Source organism: Acinetobacter sp. 'aerobic (ED)' (assembly GCF_904886855.1).
Classification (GTDB): Bacteria; Pseudomonadota; Gammaproteobacteria; order Pseudomonadales; family Moraxellaceae; genus Acinetobacter; species Acinetobacter courvalinii.
Genome location: NZ_CAJHGI010000001.1, coordinates 689,221 through 714,913 on the forward strand (window position 1 = coordinate 689,221; position 25,693 = coordinate 714,913).

At 41.4% G+C, this 25,693-nt stretch carries 25 protein-coding genes and 1 tRNA gene; 16 read left to right on the forward strand and 10 right to left on the reverse strand.

What is annotated here, in order from left to right; genetic code table 11:
* The first annotated feature begins 65 nt into the window (after positions 1 to 65).
* A complete protein-coding gene (locus JO943_RS03340) occupies positions 66 to 893 on the forward strand; it encodes a DUF695 domain-containing protein (RefSeq protein ID WP_199973094.1) in 828 nt (275 codons plus the stop codon).
* Between the two features lie 53 nt (positions 894 to 946).
* Here the strand turns inward: JO943_RS03340 and JO943_RS03345 are convergent, their stop codons facing one another.
* Positions 947 to 2,185: an alpha/beta hydrolase family protein gene (locus JO943_RS03345; protein WP_199973095.1), complete on the reverse strand. Its 1,239-nt coding sequence runs from the start codon at positions 2,183 to 2,185 to the stop codon at positions 947 to 949.
* 246 nt (positions 2,186 to 2,431) lie between these two features.
* Here JO943_RS03345 and JO943_RS03350 point away from each other — a divergent pair, with 246 nt between their 5' ends.
* The gene (locus JO943_RS03350; RefSeq protein ID WP_009509516.1) at positions 2,432 to 3,115 is read left to right on the forward strand and encodes a putative quorum-sensing-regulated virulence factor; all 684 of its coding nucleotides are present in this window, start codon (positions 2,432 to 2,434) and stop codon (positions 3,113 to 3,115) included.
* A 146-nt stretch (positions 3,116 to 3,261) separates the two neighbouring features.
* Positions 3,262 to 3,834 (forward strand): hypothetical protein, encoded by a 573-nt coding sequence (locus JO943_RS03355; RefSeq protein ID WP_199973096.1) that lies wholly within the window; start codon positions 3,262 to 3,264, stop codon positions 3,832 to 3,834.
* A gap of 23 nt (positions 3,835 to 3,857) precedes the next feature.
* On the opposite strand, the gene JO943_RS03360 is transcribed toward JO943_RS03355, so the two are convergent.
* Positions 3,858 to 4,400 (reverse strand): hypothetical protein, encoded by a 543-nt coding sequence (locus JO943_RS03360; protein ID WP_199973097.1) that lies wholly within the window; start codon positions 4,398 to 4,400, stop codon positions 3,858 to 3,860.
* A 181-nt stretch (positions 4,401 to 4,581) separates the two neighbouring features.
* Positions 4,582 to 4,657, reverse strand: a tRNA-Arg gene (locus JO943_RS03365).
* 274 nt (positions 4,658 to 4,931) lie between these two features.
* Between JO943_RS03365 and JO943_RS03370 the strand changes: the two genes are divergently transcribed.
* From JO943_RS03370 to JO943_RS03410, 9 genes are all read left to right on the forward strand, one after another.
* Positions 4,932 to 5,867: an ABC transporter ATP-binding protein gene (locus JO943_RS03370; protein WP_005230992.1), complete on the forward strand. Its 936-nt coding sequence runs from the start codon at positions 4,932 to 4,934 to the stop codon at positions 5,865 to 5,867.
* Complete coding sequence (locus tag JO943_RS03375) at positions 5,864 to 6,637, forward strand: ABC transporter permease (protein ID WP_004772656.1); 774 nt, start codon at positions 5,864 to 5,866, stop codon at positions 6,635 to 6,637. Before JO943_RS03370 ends, JO943_RS03375 begins: the two co-directional genes overlap by 4 nt.
* Positions 6,634 to 7,449, forward strand: coding sequence for an NADPH-dependent 7-cyano-7-deazaguanine reductase QueF (gene queF, locus JO943_RS03380; RefSeq protein ID WP_032873097.1), 816 nt, complete (start codon positions 6,634 to 6,636; stop codon positions 7,447 to 7,449). Before JO943_RS03375 ends, queF begins: the two co-directional genes overlap by 4 nt.
* Positions 7,450 to 7,484: 35 nt before the next feature.
* Positions 7,485 to 8,144: a hypothetical protein gene (locus tag JO943_RS03385; RefSeq protein WP_005230994.1), complete on the forward strand. Its 660-nt coding sequence runs from the start codon at positions 7,485 to 7,487 to the stop codon at positions 8,142 to 8,144.
* Between the two features lie 166 nt (positions 8,145 to 8,310).
* On the forward strand, positions 8,311 to 9,453 hold the full coding sequence (rodA, locus tag JO943_RS03390; RefSeq protein WP_005230995.1) for a rod shape-determining protein RodA: 1,143 nt from the start codon (positions 8,311 to 8,313) through the stop codon (positions 9,451 to 9,453).
* Between the two features lie 19 nt (positions 9,454 to 9,472).
* Positions 9,473 to 10,474 carry a lytic murein transglycosylase B gene (gene mltB, locus JO943_RS03395; protein WP_005230996.1) on the forward strand — a complete coding sequence of 334 codons (1,002 nt, stop codon included), beginning with the start codon at positions 9,473 to 9,475 and terminating at the stop codon, positions 10,472 to 10,474.
* Between the two features lie 289 nt (positions 10,475 to 10,763).
* Entirely contained in the window at positions 10,764 to 11,375 is a 612-nt protein-coding gene (locus JO943_RS03400; RefSeq protein ID WP_004772666.1) for a septal ring lytic transglycosylase RlpA family protein, read from the forward strand.
* A gap of 141 nt (positions 11,376 to 11,516) precedes the next feature.
* Positions 11,517 to 11,969, forward strand: coding sequence for a DUF962 domain-containing protein (locus JO943_RS03405; protein WP_032869254.1), 453 nt, complete (start codon positions 11,517 to 11,519; stop codon positions 11,967 to 11,969).
* Positions 11,970 to 12,020: 51 nt separating this feature from the next.
* Complete coding sequence (locus tag JO943_RS03410) at positions 12,021 to 12,452, forward strand: hypothetical protein (RefSeq protein WP_005230998.1); 432 nt, start codon at positions 12,021 to 12,023, stop codon at positions 12,450 to 12,452.
* A gap of 10 nt (positions 12,453 to 12,462) precedes the next feature.
* On the opposite strand, the gene JO943_RS03415 is transcribed toward JO943_RS03410, so the two are convergent.
* Positions 12,463 to 12,936, reverse strand: a complete 474-nt coding sequence (locus JO943_RS03415; protein WP_199948465.1) for a DUF3465 domain-containing protein — start codon at positions 12,934 to 12,936, stop codon at positions 12,463 to 12,465.
* A gap of 79 nt (positions 12,937 to 13,015) precedes the next feature.
* On the reverse strand, positions 13,016 to 14,431 hold the full coding sequence (gene sthA, locus JO943_RS03420) for a Si-specific NAD(P)(+) transhydrogenase (RefSeq protein WP_005231000.1): 1,416 nt from the start codon (positions 14,429 to 14,431) through the stop codon (positions 13,016 to 13,018).
* 190 nt (positions 14,432 to 14,621) lie between these two features.
* On the opposite strand from sthA, the gene lipA reads away from it, so the two are divergent.
* Positions 14,622 to 15,635 (forward strand): lipoyl synthase, encoded by a 1,014-nt coding sequence (gene lipA / locus JO943_RS03425; protein WP_004772671.1) that lies wholly within the window; start codon positions 14,622 to 14,624, stop codon positions 15,633 to 15,635.
* A 62-nt stretch (positions 15,636 to 15,697) separates the two neighbouring features.
* On the opposite strand, the gene JO943_RS03430 is transcribed toward lipA, so the two are convergent.
* Positions 15,698 to 16,804 (reverse strand): beta-ketoacyl-ACP synthase III, encoded by a 1,107-nt coding sequence (locus JO943_RS03430; RefSeq protein ID WP_009509568.1) that lies wholly within the window; start codon positions 16,802 to 16,804, stop codon positions 15,698 to 15,700.
* A gap of 45 nt (positions 16,805 to 16,849) precedes the next feature.
* Positions 16,850 to 20,704 carry an ATP-dependent RNA helicase HrpA gene (hrpA, locus tag JO943_RS03435; RefSeq protein WP_202739971.1) on the reverse strand — a complete coding sequence of 1,285 codons (3,855 nt, stop codon included), beginning with the start codon at positions 20,702 to 20,704 and terminating at the stop codon, positions 16,850 to 16,852.
* 479 nt (positions 20,705 to 21,183) lie between these two features.
* Here hrpA and ahpC point away from each other — a divergent pair, with 479 nt between their 5' ends.
* Positions 21,184 to 21,747, forward strand: a complete 564-nt coding sequence (gene ahpC, locus JO943_RS03440; RefSeq protein ID WP_004772679.1) for an alkyl hydroperoxide reductase subunit C — start codon at positions 21,184 to 21,186, stop codon at positions 21,745 to 21,747.
* Between the two features lie 255 nt (positions 21,748 to 22,002).
* A complete protein-coding gene (locus tag JO943_RS03445; protein WP_005231004.1) occupies positions 22,003 to 22,212 on the forward strand; it encodes a KTSC domain-containing protein in 210 nt (69 codons plus the stop codon).
* A gap of 53 nt (positions 22,213 to 22,265) precedes the next feature.
* On the opposite strand, the gene JO943_RS03450 is transcribed toward JO943_RS03445, so the two are convergent.
* Complete coding sequence (locus JO943_RS03450) at positions 22,266 to 23,459, reverse strand: alkane 1-monooxygenase (RefSeq protein WP_202739972.1); 1,194 nt, start codon at positions 23,457 to 23,459, stop codon at positions 22,266 to 22,268.
* Positions 23,460 to 23,581: 122 nt separating this feature from the next.
* On the opposite strand from JO943_RS03450, the gene JO943_RS03455 reads away from it, so the two are divergent.
* Complete coding sequence (locus JO943_RS03455; protein WP_202739973.1) at positions 23,582 to 24,616, forward strand: AraC family transcriptional regulator; 1,035 nt, start codon at positions 23,582 to 23,584, stop codon at positions 24,614 to 24,616.
* Here the strand turns inward: JO943_RS03455 and JO943_RS03460 are convergent.
* Complete coding sequence (locus JO943_RS03460) at positions 24,608 to 25,195, reverse strand: O-methyltransferase (RefSeq protein ID WP_202740001.1); 588 nt, start codon at positions 25,193 to 25,195, stop codon at positions 24,608 to 24,610. The genes JO943_RS03455 and JO943_RS03460 overlap by 9 nt on opposite strands.
* 35 nt (positions 25,196 to 25,230) lie before the next feature.
* Positions 25,231 to 25,449 (reverse strand): DUF1653 domain-containing protein, encoded by a 219-nt coding sequence (locus JO943_RS03465; RefSeq protein WP_005286569.1) that lies wholly within the window; start codon positions 25,447 to 25,449, stop codon positions 25,231 to 25,233.
* Between the last annotated feature and the right edge of the window lie 244 nt (positions 25,450 to 25,693).

Consider the following 25,693-nt stretch of genomic DNA (forward strand, 5'->3'; position numbering starts at 1 on the left):
AATTCTTGCTGAATTTTACTGATCTTGCTTGGTATTCTATCAATCAAATAAAAAAGGATATGCAAATGGGATTTATTGACAAATTTCTTTCGAAGAAAAATCGTACACCAAACAACTCCGCTGAGAAACAGATATTAGAAGTTCCTGAAAATTGGAATTTTTATATGTGCCAAATAGAAAAACAGCCGGCCAGTTATTTCTTAAATCTCGCTTTAGCAGATGTGGCACCGCTACCAGAAAGATCAACCTTAGTATGGGTGGAAATACAAATGAACCACTCCAGAGAAGACGGGTTATCTTCCAGTGAAGAGTTCGATCATCTGGCCGAGATGGAAGATCAAATCATTCCCGCACTCACAAATCACCATCCGATACTTTATGTAGGACGTTTAACCCATAATCACTTGAGAACATTTTATTTCTATGCTCAGGATGGCGTAGATGTCGAACATAGCATTCATCACATCATGCAAAGGTATCCAGACTATAGCTATCGACTCAGTAAAGAGAACGATTCAAGCTGGTCAACCTATTTGAATTATATGTTTCCCAGTGAAGAAATCATGCAAACGATTTCCAATAGAGCGGTCATTGAGAACCTTCAAAGTCACGGAGACAATCTTGAGCTTGCCCGACCTGTAGATCACTGGATTTATTTTCAGAATGAAAATGACAGTACAAATTTTTTGAATGCCGTTAATGGCTTAGGTTTTGAGATAGTGAATCAAACATACCTTGCTGAGCCAGCACATCACCCCTACCAATTACAGATTTCCAGAATTGATCACGTAGACCTACAGTCTATCGATGCATTTACCCTACAACTCTGGAAATTAGCCCAGCAATTTAATGCCAAATATGATGGCTGGGAAACCCAGATCATTAAAAACTGATGAAACAAGCCCAATCATCGTGATAAACCGATTGGGCTGGTCAGGATACTGACTTAATTATTCGCAGGCATCGCAGTTTTTACATCATTGACAATATTCCCGATATTCAAGACATAAGCTGTACCGTGATCCCATTCGGCACTAGTAAGATATTGGATTTTGGAGCCTTTATTCTGAGCGAGCGCAACAAGAGTATCCGTTGCCGCTTTAGGAACGGTAGTATCTTGTGCACCTTGATAAATCGTGACAGGCTGATTCAACTTCACTTGAGCGGGTTGCGAATCCTTTTCCAGAAATGTTTTCACCAATGGCACAGCCATAAAATTGGTTTGTGTACGAGGATAATTGGTTAAATTACCATTGCTCAGTGCATATTTCTGCATGGCGGCTCCAAACTTTTTACCTAGCACATCAAAGCAATCCGTTTCTGCATTGTTAGCGATCCCATCCGTTGGCGACTGGAATACATTGGTATAGCTAAAGCTTGGTTCAAGGTTTCTTAGTCCAGCGGTAATTAAGGCAGTAAATGTATCTAGTTGCGCATACATTTCAATTTTTTGTGGTAATGGTGCATTTTCAACGGATGCATTACCATTAACCAAAATAGCCGCCAAATTAGATGCAGGTGCAACAGCAATCGTTCCTTTATAATCCAACTTGGCACGGCTTTGATATTGTGCTGCCCCTAATGCCGCTTGCCCACCTTGTGAATGCCCTACGGTCATCCATTGACGAGATACAACTTTACCTTGTCCTGCTAAATAATATCGTGCAGCAACTACTGCATCGGTAATAGAGAATGCCTCACTCTTAACATTCAAGAATGGATGCAATTCTCGGCCACTTGGTTCTCCCAAGCCTTCATAATCAGGCGCAACCACCACGTAACCAGCAGCAAGTAATTGCGTAATCATACTTTGAATGTAAGGGTTAGTTACATTACGACTTGGCGCACATTGATCTGCCACCCCTGTTGTACCATGTGCCCATGCAACAATTTTCCATCCGCCTGGAGGTGTTGGCCCGCCTGGAACAAACAACAGGCTAGTTGCCATCGTTTCCTTACCATTCTGCCCCAACATCTTATAGGTCAATACCGAGCTTTCCGTAGCCACCGCGCTAAAATCTGTTTTGGTATATGCTACTGGAACCCCCACAACTGGATCTTTAATATTATTCTCAGGAACTTCGGGTTTCGGTGTATAGGTTGTATCGCCATCATCACCGCCACCACATGCCGTCAACAATAGGCTCGAACTCAACATCGCAATGGATAATAATTTCATTTTCATACAGTTTTCCCTGAACTATTTTGTTTTTCATTTTAATACTTAGTATTTTTTTTACTAAGGCAATTCCTTCCATAAGAATGCGCTTAATATCAAATTGTTCAAGTATTTTTTCAATTTTCGCTGTTAATTTATCCAAACTCAATTTTATGTTTAAAAAAAATAAAGTGACCTTTACGGATTCAATCCTGTTTCAAATAAATTTCTTGTAAGATATTGGCATTCTCCACTCAGCTCAGGTCGACTTTCATGCAAGCCATCATCCTAGATACAGAAACACATACCTTGAATGGTTTGCCGATTGAAATTGCCTACGCTCCCATTGAAATCGAAAATGGAAAACTCAGTCTAGATAAAAAGCAGATTTTTGATCAGCTTTATCAGGTTGGACAACCGATTTCTTATGCTGCCATGGCAGTGCACCATATTTTAGAGTCTGATCTGGTGGGTCAACCTTTTTATAATGAGTTTCAGCTTCCGACTCAAACCACCTATATTATTGGTCATAACGTTGACTATGATATTGCCGCTATTGCCCGTTGTGGTGTCGATGTATCTCAACTAAAGCCAATCTGTACTTTAGCCCTTGCACGCCATGTCTGGGAAAATGCTGAAGCACACAATATCTCCGCCCTCATCTATCTGATTTCTAAAGGTAGCGATAAAGCGCGTGAAATGCTTAAAGGTGCGCATCGTGCCGATGCCGACATTATCTTAACAGCCAATATCCTGATGCATATTATTCATCAGCTGAATATTCAAGATATTGAACAACTCTATGTTGCCTCAGAACAGGCACGCATTCCTAAAAGTATCACCTTTGGCAAACATAAAGGGACTGCCATTCAGGACCTTCCTGCCGACTATATTCAATGGTTGATGCGTCAGGAAGATCTGGACCCGTATTTACGCAAAGCTTTAGAAGCAAAATGAGTCGAATAAACTCAAAGCCAAAGCAGCTTAACAGCCTTCGATCTTGATTTTAAAAGGCAGCAATATTTAATAAATTGTTAATATTACTGTCATTTTTTAACTCTATCTTAATTTCCGTCTTATCTTGATTAGGGGGAAATTAAGAGATGTCACATTTTTTTAAAACTGAACTTGGGCAAAATGCCTTACAACAACGCAGTATTGCTTTAACCGCCCGCCAACGTCGTTTATTACTTCTAATTGATCACGAAGATTTTAAAGAGCTTGATCAGGCGTATAAGCAACGGATCGCACCCACCGAACTGGTGCAACAACTGATTGATATGGGACTATTGGCACAACAGCAGTCCTCACCTGTAAATAAACAACAAAGCCAAACAACGTCAACAATGGCTGCTTTTGATGAGGCCCTATCTACTCAATCGTCACCAGTTCAAGAAAAACAAATAATTCGACCGGCACCTATAGTTGAAGAAACACTTGAACTGGAAAAACTTGCTTTTGTTGAAATCCAGCAGGTCATGGTTCAGACACTAAGCAGTTATTGTGGTCTGATGGCTCGCCCGCTAATACAAAAAATTCAGTCGATTGATTCATTAAATCAGCTGAAAGCTTGTCAGATGCAATGGATTACCACATTACAGGAATCACGGATTCCACCAAGTCAATTGAATCAAACCTTGAAACTGATTAATTATTCTGTACAGCATTTATCATAATCAATAAAGATTTGATGAATCATTTATGAGCTTTGAGTGACTGAACATACAAATGGAGCACCTCTTTCAAAAGGTTCTCCATCCAGTACAATCAGATATAGCCCTTCTGTTTTTAACAAGCTATTATATTTTCGTCCTTGTGACGATGCCTCAAACTCTTTGGATAGTTGATTAAATACATCAGCAAAATTGGGATTCGCAAGTTTCAATAAATCCCGACAATATTTTAATGCCTCATTTTTTGAAGCCTGATAATCATTCGGATATCTTGAAGAGACAACAACCTCGCTCCAACTTTCGAGATCGGGTCGTTTTGATACTTTAATATCTAGCCAATGTTGCTCTGGCAAGAAAAAATAACTTGAGTTGGCATCTATATTATTAAATCTCACCTGATTCTTATCAGCCCGAACCTGAGTATCAAGATCAACCAATTGTTTAGAAAGTCGATTCACAAAAGTAGTCATCGCCAGATAATCTGATCTTTCAACATCTGCGACCTTTTTATAAGAATCCGTACAACCTGCACCCAGAAGCAAACTTAATACTAATATTTTCTTATACATGTTTTATCCAACACATTGATGTTTTGGGTTGTAGCAATTATCAATAGGTTAATTTACCTGTGGACTGCAAAATTATCATGAGGAAAAAGCTGGGTAGCTACAATTGATGAGAAGTATTAAGAGTTAACTGATTGAATAGATATAATATATGAGTAATTTTTTTAGTCTTAAAATGTAAATTTGGTGCGCTCAGCGGGACTCGAACCCACGCCACAGGCTTCGGAGACCTGTACTCTATCCAGTTGAGCTATGAGCGCATGCGAGCCACATCATAGGCAAAAAAAACATATTGGTAAACATGTAGGCTTAAACAAAAATGTTTTTTGCTTATTAAAACAACAATTTCATGTTTTTTATTACGATATTATTAGTTTTAAGCCCCAAACTGGATAAAAAACAGGACTATTCTCTTTTAAATCGGCTTGAATACACAACGTTCTGTTTTTAACACGCCATAAACCTATTTTTCTACTTGGTTTATTTTTTTATATCGCTCAAAATACCCGTTCTATTTAACAACGTGAGACGTTTATGACTGATGCTTTGGTGTTGAGCGATTTGTCCAAAACTTATCGTAATGGTTTTCAGGCGTTAAAAGGTATTAATTTAACCGTACCTGAGGGTGAGTTTTATGCATTATTAGGTCCTAATGGTGCAGGAAAATCGACGACGATCAGTATCATTAGCTCTTTAGCCAAAAAAACATCTGGTTCAGTTGAGATTTTTGGACATAACTTAGATACCCATCCTTCTCAAGCAAAACAATGTCTTGGTGTTGTTCCTCAAGAATTTAACTTTGGTCAATTCGAAAAAACCTTCGATATTCTAGTGACCCAGGCCGGTTATTACGGCATTCCTAAAAAAGTAGCAGAACAACGTGCCGAACATTATTTAGAAAAGCTGGGCCTATGGGAAAAACGTAATATTCAATCACGTATGCTTTCAGGGGGTATGAAACGCCGTTTGATGATTGCACGTGCCATGATGCATGAGCCGAAGCTGCTGATTCTGGATGAACCTACTGCCGGTGTTGATATTGAATTGCGCCGTTCGATGTGGGACTTTCTCACTGAAATGAATGACAACGGTACCTCTATCATTCTGACCACGCACTATCTAGAAGAAGCAGAAATGTTGTGTCGTCGCATTGCGATTATCGATCGTGGTGTGATTAAAGAAGATACCACCATGAAAGGCTTCCTTAATCAGTTGAATGAAGAATCATTCATTTGTGATCTGGCTGAACCGATTAGTGGTTTTGACCTGAATATTATCGGCTTTAAATTTAATCTAATTGATCCTGTGACTCTCGAAGTCACCATGGATAAAGCCCACAGTATGAATGACCTGTTCCTGTTATTGCAGTCTCAGAACATTCAAGTAAACAGTATGCGGAATAAATCGAATCGTCTGGAAGAGTTATTCGTGAAAATGGTCGAGAAAAATCTTGCAGGAGCGAATGAATGAACTTCAGTCAATTAAAAACTGCGCTCTGGACTTTAGTTGTCAAAGAAATTCGTCGCTTTATGCGCATCTGGCCACAAACCTTGCTGCCACCAGCGATCACCATGAGTTTGTACTTTGTGATCTTCGGAAATCTGGTCGGTTCACGTATTGGTGAAATGGGTGGCTTTAGCTATATGCAGTTCATCGTGCCTGGTTTGATCATGATGGCTGTCATTACCAATAGTTATGCCAACGTTTCTTCGAGTTTCTTTAGTGCAAAATTCCAGAAAAGTATTGAAGAACTGATTATGAGTCCCGTGCCACTGCACTTAATCCTGTGGGGTTATGTGATTGGTGGTGTCAGCCGTGGCGTTCTGGTTGGCCTGATTGTGACCATCATGAGTTTGTTCTTTACACATTTAGAAATTTATAATTTATTTGTGACGATCTACACCGTCATTATTACTTCATTATTATTTTCTCTGGGTGGCTTTATTAATGCCGTGTATGCGAAGTCTTTTGATGATATTTCCATTATCCCGACTTTCGTATTGACCCCGCTCACCTACTTAGGTGGTGTGTTCTATGCCATCAGTGCATTAAGCCCTTTTTGGCAAAACGTCTCTTTAGTTAATCCGATTGTATATATGGTCAATGCCTTCCGTTATGGCATTTTAGGACACAGTGACGTCAATGTGGCCTTCTCTTTAGGTGTTGTGACCCTGTGCTGTGTTGTCCTCTATGCAATTGCCTATCATTTATTAGCTCGTGGTTCAGGAATGCGTGAATGAGTGTTGAACTTTCTTTATTGGGTAAAGATACCCAATACCCGACTCAATATCAACCGGAAGTTTTATTTCCAATTGCCCGTGCTGAGTCTCGTCAACAATATGCGCATATTGAAGGCATTACTCAAGGTAAAGACTGGTGGCATGTTTTTGAAATTTCATGGTTGAATCAGCTAGGTTTGCCTCAGGTGGCGATTGGCCGTTTAACCCTGCCAGCCAGCTCACCGAACTTAATTGAATCAAAGTCACTCAAGCTGTATTTCAATAGCATGAACTTTACGCAATTTGATTCGAAACAAGCCTTTATTGCAACAGTTGAACAGGATCTGTCCAAAGCTGCGGGTGCTCAAGTTGAATTACAGCTATTTCAAGTTGATGACTTGGAGATTTCAAAACCGCAAGGCATTTGCATTGATGATTTGGTTCCTGAGCGTCTTTCAGAACATCCGGATTCAACCTTATTGCAATTCGATGCTACGGCCGAAGAAAACGTAGAAATTGAACTTTACTCTCATCTTTTAAGAAGTAATTGCCCGGTCACAGGTCAACCAGACTGGGGTACAGTTTTTATTCGCTTGCAAGGTAAAAAGCCTTGTTATCGCAGCGTTTTAGCTTATATTATCTCGTACCGTCAGCATAATGGTTTCCATGAGCAATGTGTCGAGCAAATCTTTGCCGATATCTGGCAACTTTTGCAACCTGAAAAACTGATGGTTTATGCAACCTATACTCGTCGCGGGGGCTTGGATATTAACCCATGCCGAGTATCAGATTTGTCATGGATGCCCGAGCCAATTCGCTTGGCACGACAATAAAACGAATAAATTTGATATATAGAGGACGTTCTTCAATGACCAGTTATTTCGGTATTCTTCCGTCAGCAAGTTTGAGTCAGGACATTCAGCTTGCACAAGCCAATCGTGACAGTAAAGAGCCTCAATACCCTTTACGTGACAAAATCTCTCTACAGCTTACTGATGAGTTAATTGACACCATGTTGGTTCACCTGGTTCAGCAGTTTCCACCAAGTGATAAACGGGATACGACCGAAGGTCTGGCGATTAAAATTCGCGGCATTGTTGAAACACTCATGAAACAGTTGTTAGGCAAAGCGTCAAATGATCAGGTGCGTGAATCTTTAGCCTTTATGGAAAAGAGCCTGTTCATTGACAATGACGGTAAACAACGCATCGGTACAGTATTACCAGATAGCCTTGTGACTGACATGAAAAAGAGCTTTGCCGAAGTGGCTGCCGGAAACGGTAAAGAGCAACGCGATGTATTAACACAACAGTTTAAGACTTTCGCTGATGCGCTGATTCATCACTTTATGACTGAATATAACAAGACTCTGGGTCTGGGTATGGTCAAACGTGGCGTTGCCAGTGTGGCAACCAGTGGGGTTGAAACCGCCGTGCATATCGTGATTAAGAAATTGATCCCAAGCTTAAGCCAGGTCGAACTTGAAGTCTTCACCAAGCACTTTGATCAATTATTGGTTCAAAAATAAGCTTTGTCTCTGAAGACAAGCGACGATTGCAAAATCGTCGCTTTTTTTATGCCGATTTTATGCAAAATTAAGCGCTTATAAATGTCACAAATTCTAAATTTGCATTGTCTAAATCGGCGATTATGTTAGCATGCGCGAAGCGTTGATTTACTTGATTTAGAATCGCATGTCTCCAAGCTCACAATACAAATTTTTGCGTCAAGCACCACGTGATGGCTTGAGCACAGCCAATCAACTTTCCCGTTGGCAACAACTTCACCTTGATCCCTGGCTCTGTCTGTTTTTAATTCTCAATGCCATACTCGGACTGACGGTTTTATATAGTGCATCTGCCCAAGACGTCGGGCTTGTTACCAAACAGGCGATGAGTTTCGGGATCGGCTTTGCCGTGATGTTTGGTTTGGCCCAGATTCCACCCAAAGTCTATCAGGCATTCTCACCTTACTTTTATGTATTCGGTGTCTTGTGCCTGATTGCAGTGATGGTCTTTGGTGAAGTGCGTATGGGTGCACAACGCTGGATTGACATTCCCGGCTTTGGTAGTGTGCAGCCGAGTGAGTTTATGAAGATCGGCATGCCAATGATGGTGGCCTGGTTCTTGTCACGCAAGGCCCTGCCGCCAAGCTTCTCTCAGGTTATTCTATCGTTAATGCTGATTGTGGTGCCTTTCCTCCTGATTGCAGAACAACCTGACTTAGGCACCTCCTTACTGGTCCTTGCCAGCGGGATCTTTGTGCTTTTCCTCAGCGGCCTGTCATGGAAATTGATTGCGGCAGCCGCAGGTGCTGCAGGGATTGTTATTCCAATCGCTTGGGAATTCTTGCTGCATGACTATCAACGTCAACGGGTATTAACACTTTTTAATCCTGAGGCAGATGCCTTAGGCACAGGCTGGAACATTATCCAGTCCAAAACTGCGATTGGTTCTGGTGGTTTTTCGGGTAAAGGCTTCCTTGAAGGTACACAATCACATTTACACTTTTTACCAGAAGGTCATACTGACTTTATTATTGCAGCCTATTCAGAAGAGTTTGGCCTGATTGGTGTTACCCTGCTGATTCTTCTTTACTGTGCAATTATTTTCAGGACCTTCCAGATTGGCCTACAAAGCTTTCATAACTACGGTCGCTTAGTAGCGGGCGCCTTTGGTTTGTCATTTTTTGTTTATGTATTTGTAAACGCAGGCATGGTCAGTGGTATTTTACCTGTAGTAGGTGTGCCTTTGCCGTTCATGAGTTATGGCGGAACTGCAATTATTACCCTTATGTCAACTTTTGGACTGGTTATGTCTATTCATACACATCGATAATGAGGAATTTTATAAACTTATGTTTCTTCCTACTTTAAATAACACTTTTAAATTTTTAACTTTAAGTGCTGGTTTATTCTTGAGCAGTAATTGGGCACAAGCAAATGAATTTTATAATCACCCGAATTACTTTGCGTTTAAACAAAAAGCCATGACCACTTATGGCTTAAGCAGCGAACAAATTGACGCTGCCATGAGCGGTGCGCGCAACCTGCCTAATATTCTAAATATCATGACCCGCCCGGGTGAAAGCAAACCTTGGTATCAATACCGCTCGATGTTTTTAGTCGAAGGTACCATTCAACGTGGTGTCCGCTTCAAAAACGAGTATGAAGATGTGCTTAATCGCGCAGAACAGCAGTATGGCGTCCCTAAAGCGGTCATTTTAGGTATTCTCGGCGTAGAAACCGGTTATGGCGCAAATAAAGGCTCTTTCATCACACGTGATGCCCTTGCAACGCTCGCTTTTGGCTATCCACGTCGTGCCGACTATTTTAGTGATGAACTCGCAGCACTCATTTCCTGGACCTATAAAGAAGGTTATCCGACGAATAGCATCGTTGGCTCTTATGCAGGTGCAATTGGATATCCACAATTCATGCCAAGTAACATTCAGAAACTTGGGGTCGATTACGATGGCAATGGACACATTGATCTTAGAAATTCTGCTGCTGATGCGATTGGATCAATTGCAAACTATTTAGCTCAATATGGCTGGGAACGTGATCGTCCAATTGGCTTCCCTGCACGCTACTCAGGCAATAATCCTGACAGTGTAATTGCCAAGGATCTTACCCAGCCAACGCCTTATGGCGAGCTGAAAAGACTGGGTATTACCCCCGTTAACCCATTGGTAAAAATTGATGATCTGGATCTGGTCAATGTGATTCAGTTACAAGATCAGTTTGGTCCGATTTACTATATTACTTATCCAAATTTTCAGGTGATCACCACCTACAATAAGAGCCGTATGTATGCGACAGCAGTATGGTTATTAGGTACAGAAGTAGCTAGCCGATAGGCTAGCTTTTTTACAAGATTATGGAAAGTCAATAATTTTTTAATAAAAAACGAACATAGAATCAGCAAAATTCATTTCTTGTTACAATATTGATTATTATTTAACCACAAACTGTAAGTTTTTGCCCTTTTTGTAACTATTTATCGTTAAAGACTAGACACACTTCGTAAGCGATGAATATTATCGCCGCAAGTTAAAAGTAATTGCAAAAGTGAATAATTAGACATGTGCACTATATTTCAGGCAGTTTTGATGAAATAGAAAAGCATGTTCTCTAGGAGTTTATACAATGCAGTTTTCGCTAAAATATATTCTAGCGCTGACGGCAGGCTTAAGTTTAAGCCCGTTACATGCTGAAATGGTACAGTCTTCATCATTATCAAATGATGTGGATGGTTCTAATTTGGCTGCCCGCGTTCTAAGCAAAGATTCTCAAAATTTTAATTCTCGTTTCTCTAACGTTAATAGTCTTTCAATCACTGAGAGTTCAGGTGACAAAGTACGTCGCCAGACGATTGCTGCAAAGATCGATATCCCTGAAGAAGAGCCTTCAGTGATTGAAAAACTGAATACTGTTGCTTCGAACACAGTTCGTAAATTCAGCCAAAGCGGCGTTGCCTCATGGTATGGTCGTCAATTCCATGGCCGTAAAACAGCAAGCGGTGAAACATTCGATATGAATGCCATGACTGCTGCACACCGTAGCCTGCCTTTGAACTGTTACATCCGTGTAACTAACAAAGACAATGGCAAGAGTGTGGTTGTGAAGGTCAACGATCGTGGCCCATTCCATGGTAACCGTGTATTAGACTTATCTTATGGTGCTGCAAAGCAACTCGGTATGTCTAGCGCTGGTACAGGTAATGTCAGCATTGAACGTGTTGATGGTCCTAACTCTTAAGCGTTAAACCACAGCATTCAAAAAAAGTCGCTTCATGCGGCTTTTTTTTATTTTTATCGGCAATCTTTTTTAACGCTTTACGCCCTGTTCTTTTGTTCGGTATATTGAAGCCATAAAAATGAATATAGCGAGGAGCGCATTGTGAAATCGATAGATGAGTGGTTTGATGAGTATAGCGATAGCCATCAGAACCAGACCAACAAAAAAATTCACTGGGTTTGTGTGCCTGCCATCTTATTTTCGATTATTGGTATCCTTGCGCACTTTAGCACCTTACTTACCGCGTTATTGCTGGTTTTAACTTTAGTCTTTTATGCTCGTTTAGACCTGGTACTTGCAATTGCAATGGCAGCTTTATTGGCCGTGATGGCATGGCTGATTGTGATCTTGCCAGTCGGTGTCGGATTCTATATCGGGGTATTTGTAATTGCCTGGATCGGTCAATTTTATGGTCATAAAGTTGAAGGCAAGAAGCCTTCTTTCTTTAAAGACTTACAATTCCTTCTGATTGGCCCTGTATGGTGCATGGACGCGTATTTGGCTAAAGTCCTACCTAAATGGAAAATTCGTCAAAAATTGGCGCTTACACGCTAATTTAGCGCCTATCTTGCAAGTAACCTTTAAATATTCAGGAATAGGATTTAAATGTCATATCAATTTGTAGGCTTTTTTGCATTAACCGCGCAAATGAAAAGCCCTTTTTATCCTATTGACGGGACTACTTGGAAAGATATCAAAGAACCATTCCATGGCATTGGGATAAAGCTCTCCCCATCAATTAAAACGCCATCGTCACCAGATGAAATAAAAGCTCTTTTTAGAGCGATGAATATTAATCATGTTAGACAATGGCTTTTTATTGAATATGAGTGTTTTGGCGGCTCAATTGACTATATTTATGCACTTATTATGAAAAATGGTGAAATATATGGTCCAATTGAAGAGTCAGCACTTGAAAATGTTGAGAGAGTTTATATCAATTTAATGAATGAATTTGGCATCTCAAAGAAAGATGCTCTTCAATTTAAACCATTTGATCGAGATTTCTGGGATGAACAAATAACTCTTTCTCCTTAACTCTCTTATATTATTGATACATTTTCCCTTGATATTTTAGCCATCCATCCATGTGTTTTCCGCGTGGATCATGATGCGTCCAGTGAATTACGCCACCTTTCTGGCTATATTCATATTCACCATAGAACTCAACAACATCGCCCTTTTTAAGCCCTTCAATTCTTGGTGCCAGATCAATATTGTGCGCAATGAGAACGGTTAATCCATTGTCCAGCTTAAGAATCATTTTCTGATGTCTTGAGCCATCATTATCATCAGGCAAAATCGCTTTCACTACGCCCTGAGCTTGCACCTGAACATTACTGCGTTGCTGCTGATAAGCCTGCATGATCTTGTGCTGATCATCGACAGAAACAGTATTTTCGGTATTGGTGGTAAGAGCATCAGATCCGGTGTTTTGTTTTTGCTTAAGATCCAGACCAAAATAAGCAGCAACCAACAAGACGATGGCAACAATGATCAGATTATTTTTTTGATTTTTCATATTTCCCTTTTATTCAACTCAAGATAGCAAAATGCCAATCAAGGTGATTGGCATTTGCATCATACAAGGACTGACTGGCTTAGAACAAACGATTCATACCATTTAAAGACGCAACACGATAGGCTTCAGCCATGGTTGGATAGTTGAAAGTAGTCTCAACAAAATACTTCAAGGTATTGTTCGGACTATGCATCACCACTTGTCCAATGTGGATAATCTCTGCCGCATTATTACCAAAGCAATGAATACCTAATACTTCTAAAGTATCACGGTGGAATAGAATCTTTAATTCACCCACCGTATCACCGGTAATCTGCGCACGCGCCAGATGACGGAAAGAAGCCTGCCCCACTTCGTAAGGGACTTTCTCTTCCGTTAACTCCTGTTCGGTCTTACCAATCGAAGAAATCTCTGGAATGGTATAAATACCAGTTGGAACGTCACGGATTGGCTTGACATTTTTCTCGCCAACCATGTTCGCACCTGCGCAACGACCTTGGTCATATGCCGCTGATGCCAATGATGGCCAGCCAATCACATCACCCGCTGCATAAATATTTTCTGCTTCAGTCTGGTATTGATCATTCACCATCAACTGACCACGACCATTTGGTACTAAGCCTACATTTTCAAGACCTAAACCATCGGTATTGCCTGAACGGCCATTACACCACAAGATCGCATCTGCCTTGATCTTCTTGCCACTTAATAAATGCAGAACCACGTGATCATCAAACGTCTCTAAATGATCAATCTGCTCATTGTGACGGATCAACACGCCTTGCTCACGTAAGTGGTAAGATAATGCATCGGCAATTTCATCATCCAGATAGCTTAAAAGCTTTTGCTGGGTATTGATCAGATCAACCTTATGATCTAATCCAATGAAAATTGAGGCATATTCACAACCGATCACGCCTGCACCATAAATGATGATTTTCTGGATGGCGAAATCAAGATCGAGAATCTTGTCTGAATCAAATACACGTGGATGATTAAAATCCAGACCTTTTGGCTGATATGGACGGCTACCCGTTGCAATCACAATCTGCTTGCAAATAATGGTGTCTTTAATACCATCCTGACCAAAAATCAGAACCGTGTTCTTATCCTGAATATAAGCACGCCCATGAAAGACTTCGATTTTATTGCGATCATAGAAACGTGTATGCGTGTCAACTTGCTGTTGAATCACTTTATGCGCATTACGTAATACCTGTTTCATGGTGAACTGTTTCCATTCACCGACTTTCTGAAACATTGGATCACGTTGATAACGAATGATACTTGAAACTGTTTGACGCAAAGCTTTACTTGGAATTGTGCCTACATGTGCGCAGTTACCGCCGAGTTGATCACGAACATCAACGATTGCAACTTTTTTACCTGCTTTTGCAAGCTTCATTGCCGCGCCTTCGCCAGCTGGGCCAGAACCGAGAATTACTGCATCATATTTAACAATATTCCCACCAACGACCTCTTTCTTACGTGGCATTCAAAGCTCCTTTGTCTCTTAACCGTTTTTGCTCTCTATATGATAACCAATATGCAGCCAGATGATGTATTTCACAACTATATATTTTTATATATTTACATTTTCAAAATGAATACCACTTTTCCTGCTTTAATGCGGTAAATTTGACTATAATATTCACATATCTCAAATCAAAGGCTGTAGGAAGTATATGTCTGAACACCGTAAACCTGAACAGGGTATAAAACTTCGTGGCGCGGAAAAAGTCGCAAGAATTCCTGTAAAAGTTATCCCTACGGTTGAAGTACCTCGCAAACCTGACTGGATTCGAGTCAAGATGACCGCTCCAGAAGAAGTTCAGCGTATCAAAACAACCTTGCGTTCACAAAAACTGCATACCGTATGTGAAGAAGCTGCCTGCCCTAACCTGCCTGAATGCTTCGGTGGTGGTACAGCAACCTTCATGATCATGGGCGATATCTGTACCCGTCGCTGTCCTTTCTGTGATGTTGCACACGGTCGTCCAAATGCACTGGACCCGGATGAACCGCGTCACATGGCTGAAACCATTTCTAATCTTGGCTTAAAATATGCCGTGATTACCTCGGTTGACCGTGATGACCTGCTTGATGGTGGTGCTCAACACTTTGTTGACTGTATCAAGGAAGCACGTGCATTAAGTCCAAAAACCCTATTGGAAATTCTGGTACCTGACTTCCGTGGTCGTATGGATATCGCCTTACGCATCATGACTGAATGTCCGCCAGATGTATTCAACCACAATATTGAAACTGTGCCTCGCCTTTATAAAGCGATGCGTCCAGGCTCTGACTATCAGCACTCTTTAAACCTGTTAAAAATGTTTAAAGAATACTGCCCTGACGTACCAACCAAATGTGGTTTGATGGTGGGTATCGGTGAAACTGAAGAAGAAGTGATTTCGTTACTGGATGATCTGCGTGCACACGATGTGGATTACGTGACCATTGGTCAATATCTGCAACCGTCTAAACAACATGCCCCAATTGACCGTTTTGTTACGCCAGAAGAATTCGAGCGTTATGCTGAACATGGCCGTAAACTCGGTTTCAGAAATATCTGGTCTGCGCCAATGGTTCGTTCAAGCTACTTTGCTGATCGCCAATATCATGGTGAACCAGTGCCTGCTGTACGCCGTAAGGCAGATCCTGCCAAGAAAATTGCAGTTCAAGCCATTGAAGCTTAAAGTTTCATAAGGCATAAAAAAACACCACAATCGTGGTGTTTTTTTATATTCTAGTCAAAAAATTAAGCAATATGCTTTTGTACCACAATCGAACCGACTGAATAGCCCGCACCGAAAGAAGAAATTACAGCAAATTCGCCATTATCGACCTGTTCACCGGTACGGTGCATCGCAATGATAACCCCCGCAGATGAAGTATTGGCGAACTCATCCAGAATAATCGGTGCACGCTCAAGATCAGCATCTTTACCAACAACCAGTTTTAAAATCAGTTCATTCATGTTGGCATTGGCTTGATGCAACCAGAAACGCTTGATTTGTTCAGGCGTTAATTCAAGTTTTTCCAGCTGTGCAGTAATGATCTTCGCAACAAGCGGACAAACTTCTTTAAATACTTTACGACCGTCTTGACGGAATAACTTGTCATCGACTACTGCATCTTCACTGCGATTCAAGAAACCAAAGTTATTACGGATATTATTTGAGAACTGGGTAAACAAATGAATATCTAAAATTTCGAAACCTGATTTGGTTTCAGTATCTTCAATAATCGACGCTGTCGCCACATCACCAAAAATAAAGTGGGCATCACGGGTACGATAATCCAGATGGCCCGACGTGATTTCAACATTGAGCAATAATACACGGCGAGCGCCACATTTCACCGCATCATAAGCTTGCTTCAAACCGAATGTTGCAGCAGAACACGCCACATTCATATCATAAGCATAGCCTTTAATCCCAAGAGCTGTCTGGATCTCAATCGCAACCGCAGGATAAGCACGTTGCATGTTTGAACATGCCAAAATCACTACATCGATGTCGTCAGCGGTTACACCTGCATTTTCCATCGCCTGTTTAGCCGCAATTACGCCCCACTCCGCTTGAAGTGAAAGCTCATCGTTGCTACGTTCCTGCAAACGCGGACGCAAGCGGGTTGGATCTAAAATACCTGATTTTTCGACCACATAACGACGTTTAATTCCTGATGCTTTTTCAATAAATTCAGGGCTTGAACCACGTAAAGCCTCGATTTCGCCTGCTTCGATCTGAGCGGCGTTGTCTTGATTATATTGTTCTACATAAGCATTTAAACTTTCAACCAACTCTTCATTGGAAATCGATTCGGTTGGGTGAAATAAACCTGTACCTGTTATACGGATGCCCATGTAAAACTCCTGTAAAGAATGCTTCTAACTTTCATATTTCTCAGTTTAACCGATTGCTAATCGATCCCATAGTTTTTGTAATCTAGTTGGTGAAATAGGCAGCTTTGTTTTCATCGGTTGAGAAAACAAGGAAATTCTGAGTTCTTCCAACATCAAATACAATTCTTTGATTTTAGGATCTTTTTTAAATTTAAATACTTTGTCCATCCATGGATCGACATCATCAATTGCAGCAAGATCACGTTGTAGATTATTTGGCAAACGGTCTAAACGCAATAGCAGTGCTTTCAAATAACGCGGGTATTCCTGCCAAATCTCGGGCGTTTGGCTGTAAACAAAGTCTGCCAATGACATTAAATCAAGCTGATCTTCAATATCATCCACACTGCGACCAAAGATACTTTGGTCGAGTACCAGCAACTCACGGCGAATTTGCTGCCATTGGGTAAATATTTCAGTTAAATCAGCTAATGTCTGTTGACCATTTGCTAAAAACTGCTTTTTGGTATCAGTCAATAACTGCTGAAATTCATCGGCATTTTTAGGCAATTGCTGGATCGACACCTGTAAAGTTGCATAAACCAGCATCTGCTCCAGTTTTGCCCTTTCACCTAAAGGTGAATAAGCCAGAGCCAGCGGCTTGGAAATCTGCTTTTTGAGCTGACGGATTAAATCCCCCAACTGCATATGTACCAGCCGGATCACCCCTTCACGATGTTGCTTGATTGCTTCATCCTGATCATTAAAGGTTTGAATCACCACACCAGACTCATCCTTAGCATCCAGCTCGGCAAACAGCTTGGTTGGCACCAACGCTTGATATTGCTTGACCACAACACCCGTGACCTTTTGCGAAGCTTCAAAAATAAAGTTGTCAGGGAAGGTTTTAAATTCACCTTTTTGCTGTTTCACTGGGCGATGGGTTTCAACACGACAGCGTGCTTTTAGCTCATCCAGATCACGCCCTTGCGCAATCAACTTGCCTTTTTCATCCAGCACCTTAATAAAAGGCACCAGATACTGGTCAATCCGTTCAAAAGAAAAATCTTTTTCCGTGATTTGCTCACCACGCAAAGCAAATGCCAGATAACTAAACAGATGTTCACGTAAATGCGTTGCATCGACGCCTTGCATCAGTTTTCTCGCAGTATCAGGAATCGGTACCAGATTACGGCGCTTATCTTTCGGTAATGCTTTCAGTAATGCTTCGATCAAGTCTTGACGCCAGCCTGGGATTCCCCATGACCATTGCTTTTCATCCACTTGCGGTAACGCCTGCACCGGAATCTTGACCGTTGCCCCATCTTCATCATGACTTGGGTCAAATCGATAGCTGGCCGCCAAGCGCAATTGACCATTATGCAAATAGTCAGGAAATTGTTGCGTGGTCGGACGATCGTTCATCCATAATGCATCATCTTCGACAAACAGATAACGGGGCTGATCAGGTTCAATGGTTGCACGCCAATCTTCGAAACTACGGCGGCTGGCAATTTCCTCAGGCACTTTCGCTGCATAAAACTGATAAATGGTTTCTTCATCGACCACCAAGTCACGACGACGCAGCTTATCTTCAACGCGTTCCACTTCTTCAAGTTTTAACAAGTTATGCTTCAAGAACGGTGGTGTAATCCCCAGATTCCCTGTGGTCAGAGCATCGCGTAAAAAGATTTCATGGGCCGCCGGCTGATCCACCTTTTCAAAGTTGATCAAACGCTTGGGTTCAATGATTAAACCAAACAGAGAAATCTGCGCATAGGCATTCACAATACCCGCTTTCTTGGACCAGTGCGGTTCGAAATAGTGGTACTTCAATAAATCACGAGCCGCCAGCAAAATCCATTCAGGATCAATTTTTGCCAAAGTCCGTAAATACACCTGAGAGGTTTCCACCATTTCAAAGGCCATCACCCAAGCGGTATTGGTTTTATGCAAGGTACTGGCTGGGAACACTTTGGCTTTCTGTTGACGTACTGCCATAAAGGTATTACGTTCATCCGTTTTATTGGCAATAAATGAAAGTAGACCTGTTAACAGAGCACGGTGTAAATTTTCATAATTGGCGCCCTTTTCATTAAAACTCAGTTTTAATCCTTCTGCCAGCTCAACCAGTTGCTGATGGGTCTGTTTCCATTCACGCAAACGCAACCAGCTTAAGAAATGCTGACGTGCAAATTGACGGCGCTTATTTTCCGTCTGCGTATCCGGACTGGTTTGTATCGTATTCCAAAGCTTTAAATAGAATAAAAAGTCTGAATCCGCTTCTTTGAATAACGCATGCTTCTGATCGGCCTGCATTTGTTTATCGGCAGGACGTTCACGCGGATCTTGAATTGCCAAGGCACTGACAATAATCAACGTTTCTTTGAGTACGCCAAAATGTGCCCCACCGATAATCATACGAGCTAAACGCGGATCAATCGGCATACGTGCCATCATCTGACCGACTTTGGTCAAATCATTCTTGCGCTCACTCAATGCACCCAACTCGATCAGCAGTTTACGACCATCATTGACCAGACGAAAATCAGGTGGCTCGATAAAATCAAAATCTTCAAGACTACCTAGTCCAAGGCTTTGCATTTGCAAAATCACAGAGGCCAAGTTGGTTCGTTTAATTTCTGGTTCGGTAAACTCAGGACGGCTTAAAAAGTCTTCTTCACTATATAAGCGAATACATACACCCGCCGCAATACGACCACAACGACCTTTACGCTGGTTGGCAGCAGCCTGTGAAATCGCTTCAATTGGAAGGCGTTGCACCCGCGAACGATAGTTATAACGCGAAATACGGGCAAAACCGCTATCAATCACATAGCGAATATTCGGAACTGTCAGTGCTGTTTCAGCCACGTTGGTCGCAATAATAATACGGCGACCTTTACCACCTGGACTGAAAATCTTTTGCTGTTCTGCCAAGGCTAAACGTGCGTATAAAGGCAACACTTCGGTATGACGAGGGCCATACTTTTGTAAGGTCTCCTGTAATTCACGAATTTCCTGTTCGGTACTGGCGAAAACCAGAATATCGGCATGCTCAGGATGGCCCTTGCTCTCTGCATCGGCAAAACATTCTTCGACAGCCTGTACCACGGCACGCGGGAGGTTTTCTTCAAAGTCATCGAATTCATCATCATCACTGCCAACGATGCTCAGTTCTGAAATCGGACGATAACGCACTTCAACAGGGAAACTACGCCCTTCTACTTCAAAAATCGGTGCATCATAGAAATACTGGCTAAAGCGATTCACATCGAGCGTTGCCGAAGTAACAATGACTTTTAAATCAGGGCGCTTTGGTAAAAGCTGCTTGAGATAGCCCATAATAAAATCAATATTGAGAGAGCGTTCGTGCGCCTCATCAATAATAATGGTGTCGTATTTTGACAGGAACCGGTCATTGGTCAGTTCAGCTAACAAGATACCATCGGTCATCAAACGGACAATTGAGTCTTGTGAGCCCTGCTCGTTAAAACGGATTTTAAAACCGATTGATTCGCCGAGTTTCTCACCAACTTCTTCGGCGATACGCTGCGAAACACTACGTGCAGCCAGACGACGTGGCTGGGTGTGACCAATCATGCCCGTCAGTCCACGCCCTGCCAGCATGGCAATCTGCGGGAGCTGTGTGGTTTTACCGGAACCGGTTTCACCCGCCACAATAATGACCTGATGCTTTTGAATCGCTTCAATCAAACGATCTGCATACTGGGTAACAGGTAAATCCTGATTGAGTTTGATCTTTGGAAGGCGTGCAAGGCGTTGCTTAACCTTGTGGTTAGACTGTTCAAACAGTTTTTCGATATCTGCTGGTTGTGTTTTCTTATCCTTGCGCAGTCGATTTAAACGGTGACGGTCACGTGCCATAACCAATTGATCTACATTTAAATGACTCTGCACTGAACAGCTTTCCTGAAAAATAAACTAATCGGCTATTTTACGCCTTAAAGCCTTGCTATGCAAAGAAACTGCATCAATCTGTTCAGACTAAGCGGTAAAAATGAAGGAATGCTTCCATCATCATGCTCTCTTACTGCTCTCATTCAAAGCCTTTATTGAATGAAGAAATTTTAATCGTATATCTTGGTTTTTTATATATTTTTAGATTTTTTCAATTTTACCCTTGAATTTTGATCACGTAGACTTCATGTTGTTATGCACATTAGTTTTCAGATGTTTTGTCATGTTGGCTTCATTTTTATGTCGTCAAATAGAGCAGATATCTTTGGGTGAAAGTCGTTTTTGATTGAGTTATTCAATTTTCCGATTTTAGTCATGTAAAAATACTATTTCCCCAATAACTAAAAATTATTTATTCTAGACCTCGTAAACAAGTAAGGCGTTAGCCTCTCAATAAAACCTCAATCATGGAGACAATGATGAGCTTAATTAATACTGAAGTTAAACCATTTAAAGCAACTGCGTACCACAACGGTCAATTTGTTGACGTATCTGAAGCAGATCTTAAAGGCAAATGGTCTGTTGTATTCTTCTACCCAGCTGACTTTACTTTCGTATGTCCAACTGAGTTAGGCGACCTTGCTGATAACTATGCTGAATTCCAAAAATTAGGCGTTGAAATCTATGGCGTGTCTACTGACACTCACTTCACGCACAAAGCTTGGCACGACACTTCAGACGTTATTGGAAAAATCCAATATCCATTGATCGGCGATCCAACTTGGACTCTTTCTAAAAACTTCGACGTATTAATCGAAGCTGCTGGTCTTGCTGACCGTGGTACTTTCGTTATCGATCCAGAAGGCAAAATCCAAATCGTTGAAATCAACGCTGGTGGTATCGGCCGTGACGCATCTGAACTTCTTCGTAAAGTTAAAGCTGCTCAATACGTTCACGCTCACCCAGGTGAAGTTTGCCCGGCTAAATGGAAAGAAGGCGAAGCAACGCTTGCTCCATCTATCGACTTAGTTGGTAAAATCTAATTATTTAGATTAGACCCAATGGTCCGAAACCACCCTTTTTAGGGTGGTTTCTTTTTGCCTGCGTTATTTTAAAAATTTCCCATTTCTTGTAGCCAAATTTTATAGCTAATTTTTTACAATTCTTATACTTATAAATTTATAGCCAGCTTCATTTATCAATTGTCACAGGAGCTGAGTTGGAGTACTGTCAAAGAATGAAGGATAAGAGTTGTTCAAAAATGTACTAAAAGATCAAATCAATATGGGGACGAATCTATGGAAAAATCTGTTGTTGTAACCTCCTGGAAATATGATGTTTCTTCACGCTATTTAAAAATTTTCTATAGCAATGGCTCAGGCGAGCTTTACCATCCAGTTCCAGAGTTTATCTACAATAATTTACTTCGCACCCATGATAAAACCGCCTTTGTACATAAATATCTTGAGTTCGATCTGCACTTTAAACGACTGTGTATTTCAGCTTAAAGTATAAAAAAATCAGCCCGCTCGGGCTGATTTAAGCTATTTCACTTGCCTATTCAGGCAGCATCATCCTGCTGACTATATTTTTCTAACATTCTCTGTCTGGCTTCAGGATGGACATTGATTCTATCCAGGTGACCTTGATAGTGTTGCACCACCCGATCATCCATAATTTTTGACCACCACGCTGGAATAAGGGCGGGCAGAATCATGGCCCCATAACCTGCAGGTAACTGCGGCGCATCTTCAAAGTGGCGTAAGGTCTGAAAGCTTCTGGTCGGATTGGCGTGATGATCAGAGTGGCGTTGTAATTGATACAAAAATAAATTGGTCACTACATTATTATTGTTCCAGCTATGCTCAGGCAACGTCCGTTCATATTGACCATTTTCTTTCTTTGCCCGCTTTAAACCATAGTGTTCAATATAATTGACCGACTCAAACAAGGTAATCGCATAAGCCGCTTGCGTGACTTGGAATGGGACTGAGCGCATACCAAACTTCGTAAACATGGCAGCATGGTACAGAGCCGACATGGCCCAACCATGGATCAACTCATTTTCCTTACATAAGAAAGGCAATTTCTTGCGTTGTAAACGATTCTTTTCAATCTCGATCGCCGATTTAAAGCTCCCTACCACGGTACGCGGTAAAAACTTCCAGAAGCTTTCGCCAAATTGTGACGATGCCGGATCTTCAGGCGTGGCTACACGACGGTGGTGACCATAAGGATGTTCGATGCGAAAATGGTTATAACCTGACGGCGCCAAAGCCAGATGTGATAGATAATGTTCCAGCCGTCCTGATTTATGGCTCAATTCATGTGCGGTATTAATCGCAATACCATTGACCATCCCGACCAAGCTTCCCAATAACAGTTGATCCGCAAGCGAAGTATCTTTACGACTGGCTAAATAGGCGCCATAGATATTGGTCGCGTATTGCAAAGGAATAAAAAGTTTAACAATACGGGCATAATAGGGATCGGCTTCTAAATCTGCAATTGCATCGAGTGGCGGGTTTTCCGTATCATCACCAATCAATTTATCTAATGTTGGAATAACAGCATGAATAAATAAGGGTCCAAATGAAGCGAAGAATTTTTTGGTTTTTTTAGGACCAAACTGATAGCCTGCCAAACCACTCATTGCAATCGTAGGGACAGCCAGACCCAATAACCATAAATGCCGCTTTTTATCCTTAAATATTGTTGCTGCTTGCTCGACATCCAGTTGAGTATGCATATTCATTACAATCTCCTCAATCAAACACAAACTCTTTTGCTTGAGGTAATTGTGTAATTTTACAGCAGTACTATATTATCATTTTAAGACTTGCTATTATCATTTTAAGACTTTACTGAGTTTTTCTTGTGCAAAAGCAACAGATTCCGGTGATTCCAGCACGCTACTATTTGCGTCTGATTGAAATTTTAATCGGCACACATCAATACGATAATCATGTGTTGAGTGCATTGCAGCAGCAACTGGCACAAACAGAGCTATTGTCTATTCAGCAGATAGAGCAATTTATTGAAATGGGTTTAAGCCTGCCTAATACCCATGATCTGGCCTTTGTACTTGGAAAAAACCTTAAACTCAGCTCGCATAGTCTGGTGGGTTATGCCCTGATGACCAGCCCGAATCTGGAACATGCACTCAGACTCATTGCACAATACTTTAGGCTGATTATGCCGAGTTTTAAGCTCAGTATTCAGTTTCCAGCAGGCTCACAAAAAGTCGAACTGTTATTTGAACCAATTTTGCAGATGAATAAACAATGTTTGGCTTTTCATATCGAAGCCATTGCAGTTGCCTTTTACTACAGTCTGCTAGAACTGGTCGGTCAGCAGTTACAACGTTATCAAATCTATTTAAGTATCCCCGAACCGACTTATCAGGGGCGTTATCTATCCTTAGCCAAAGCCAGTTTTCAGTTTAACTATAGCTGGCTATCCGGTATAAGGGTCGTGATTGACCAGCAACAATTGGCACTGCCCTTACCGTTGGCAGACGCACATAGCTTAAAAGTGGTTGAGCAACGCTGCCAGGAACAAATCCAGAAGATCTACCATCAAGGTGAAATTGTGGAATGGGTCAGCATGATGTTGCGACAAGCCAATCAAGTGCCCACCTTAACCGAATGTGCCAGAGTCCTGAATATTTCGACAAAAACCCTGCAACGCTATTTGCAGCAACAAGGTGTCGAGTTTCAGGAATTAAAGCAACAGATCAGCACAGAACGCGCCATTGATTTATTAGAGAATTCTAGCCTTACCATTACAGCGATAGCGTATGAACTGGGTTATTCCAATCCTGCCAATTTTACCCGTGCCTTTAACAAGGTCATGGGTTGTAGTCCGCAAGCATATCGTTTAAAACATCAGGATCAAATCCGTTCACTTTAACACCACCATACACAAGCCCGCGCCAATCGGTAAAATCGTACTCATGTAATCGTCATCTTGCTTAATCAATTCCAGAAAGCTTTTCACTTCGGCGGCATGAGAAATCACATTATCGATCACCAAGGTGCTACCAGATGTTTGTAATAAACGCTTTAAATCGGCCCAGTAACTGACATAATGAATACGTTCTGCATCCAGTAAAATAAAATCAAACGATTGACTGGCCTGAGCCAGAAAATCCGCCGCATCTCCTATCCAGAAATCAATGTGCTGTGCTAGCTCAAACGCTTCCGCATTTTTTTTCGCCTGAGCACTGCGTAAAGGATCAATTTCCAACGTTTGAACTTTTCCGCCGACCGCTTGGGCAGCCTCAGCCAGCCACAAGGTTGAATAACCAGTCGAAGTGCCGATTTCCAGTATACGCTTTGATTGCTGACAACGAATCAGCATCGCCAATAACTTTGCCGACTCGGCCTCAATATTCCGATAGCGACTCAGACGATCAGACTGTTGCGCATCGTGTTGCTTGAACTGATCATATAAATCAGCAATACGCTGTAAAAACACACTACTGGTCATCATTGACCCTCCAGATGCTAAGTCGGCAATTCCGCTTAAGTCGCCTGAATCAATTTAAAACGGGGCTGGATTTGTCCATCCGCCAGTTCAACCGTTTCAGTAAACATTGCCAATGGGCGTACCCACATTGAATAATCGCCATATAAGCATTGATACACGACCAGTTGCTCTTCAGTTTCACTATGACGGGCAACATGAAAGACCTGATAAAGTTGCCCTTTATAATGTTGATAGATGCCGCGCTGTAATGCCATATTGCTTACCCTTTCTTTATGTCATGCAATGATTGCAGTTGTATAACAAGTATGATTGTACTGATTTTTTTATCGAAAGATATATTTCAAATTCAACGGATGAATTAAAAATTCAAAAAACCGATCAAAACAATAAAAACATACTGTTTTACCTATTTATCATTTTTACGTAATATAGCCTTATTGAATGAATTGACCGATTTAAAAGTCTTAGGGTTTGGAGAAATACATGTTAGATCAAAAT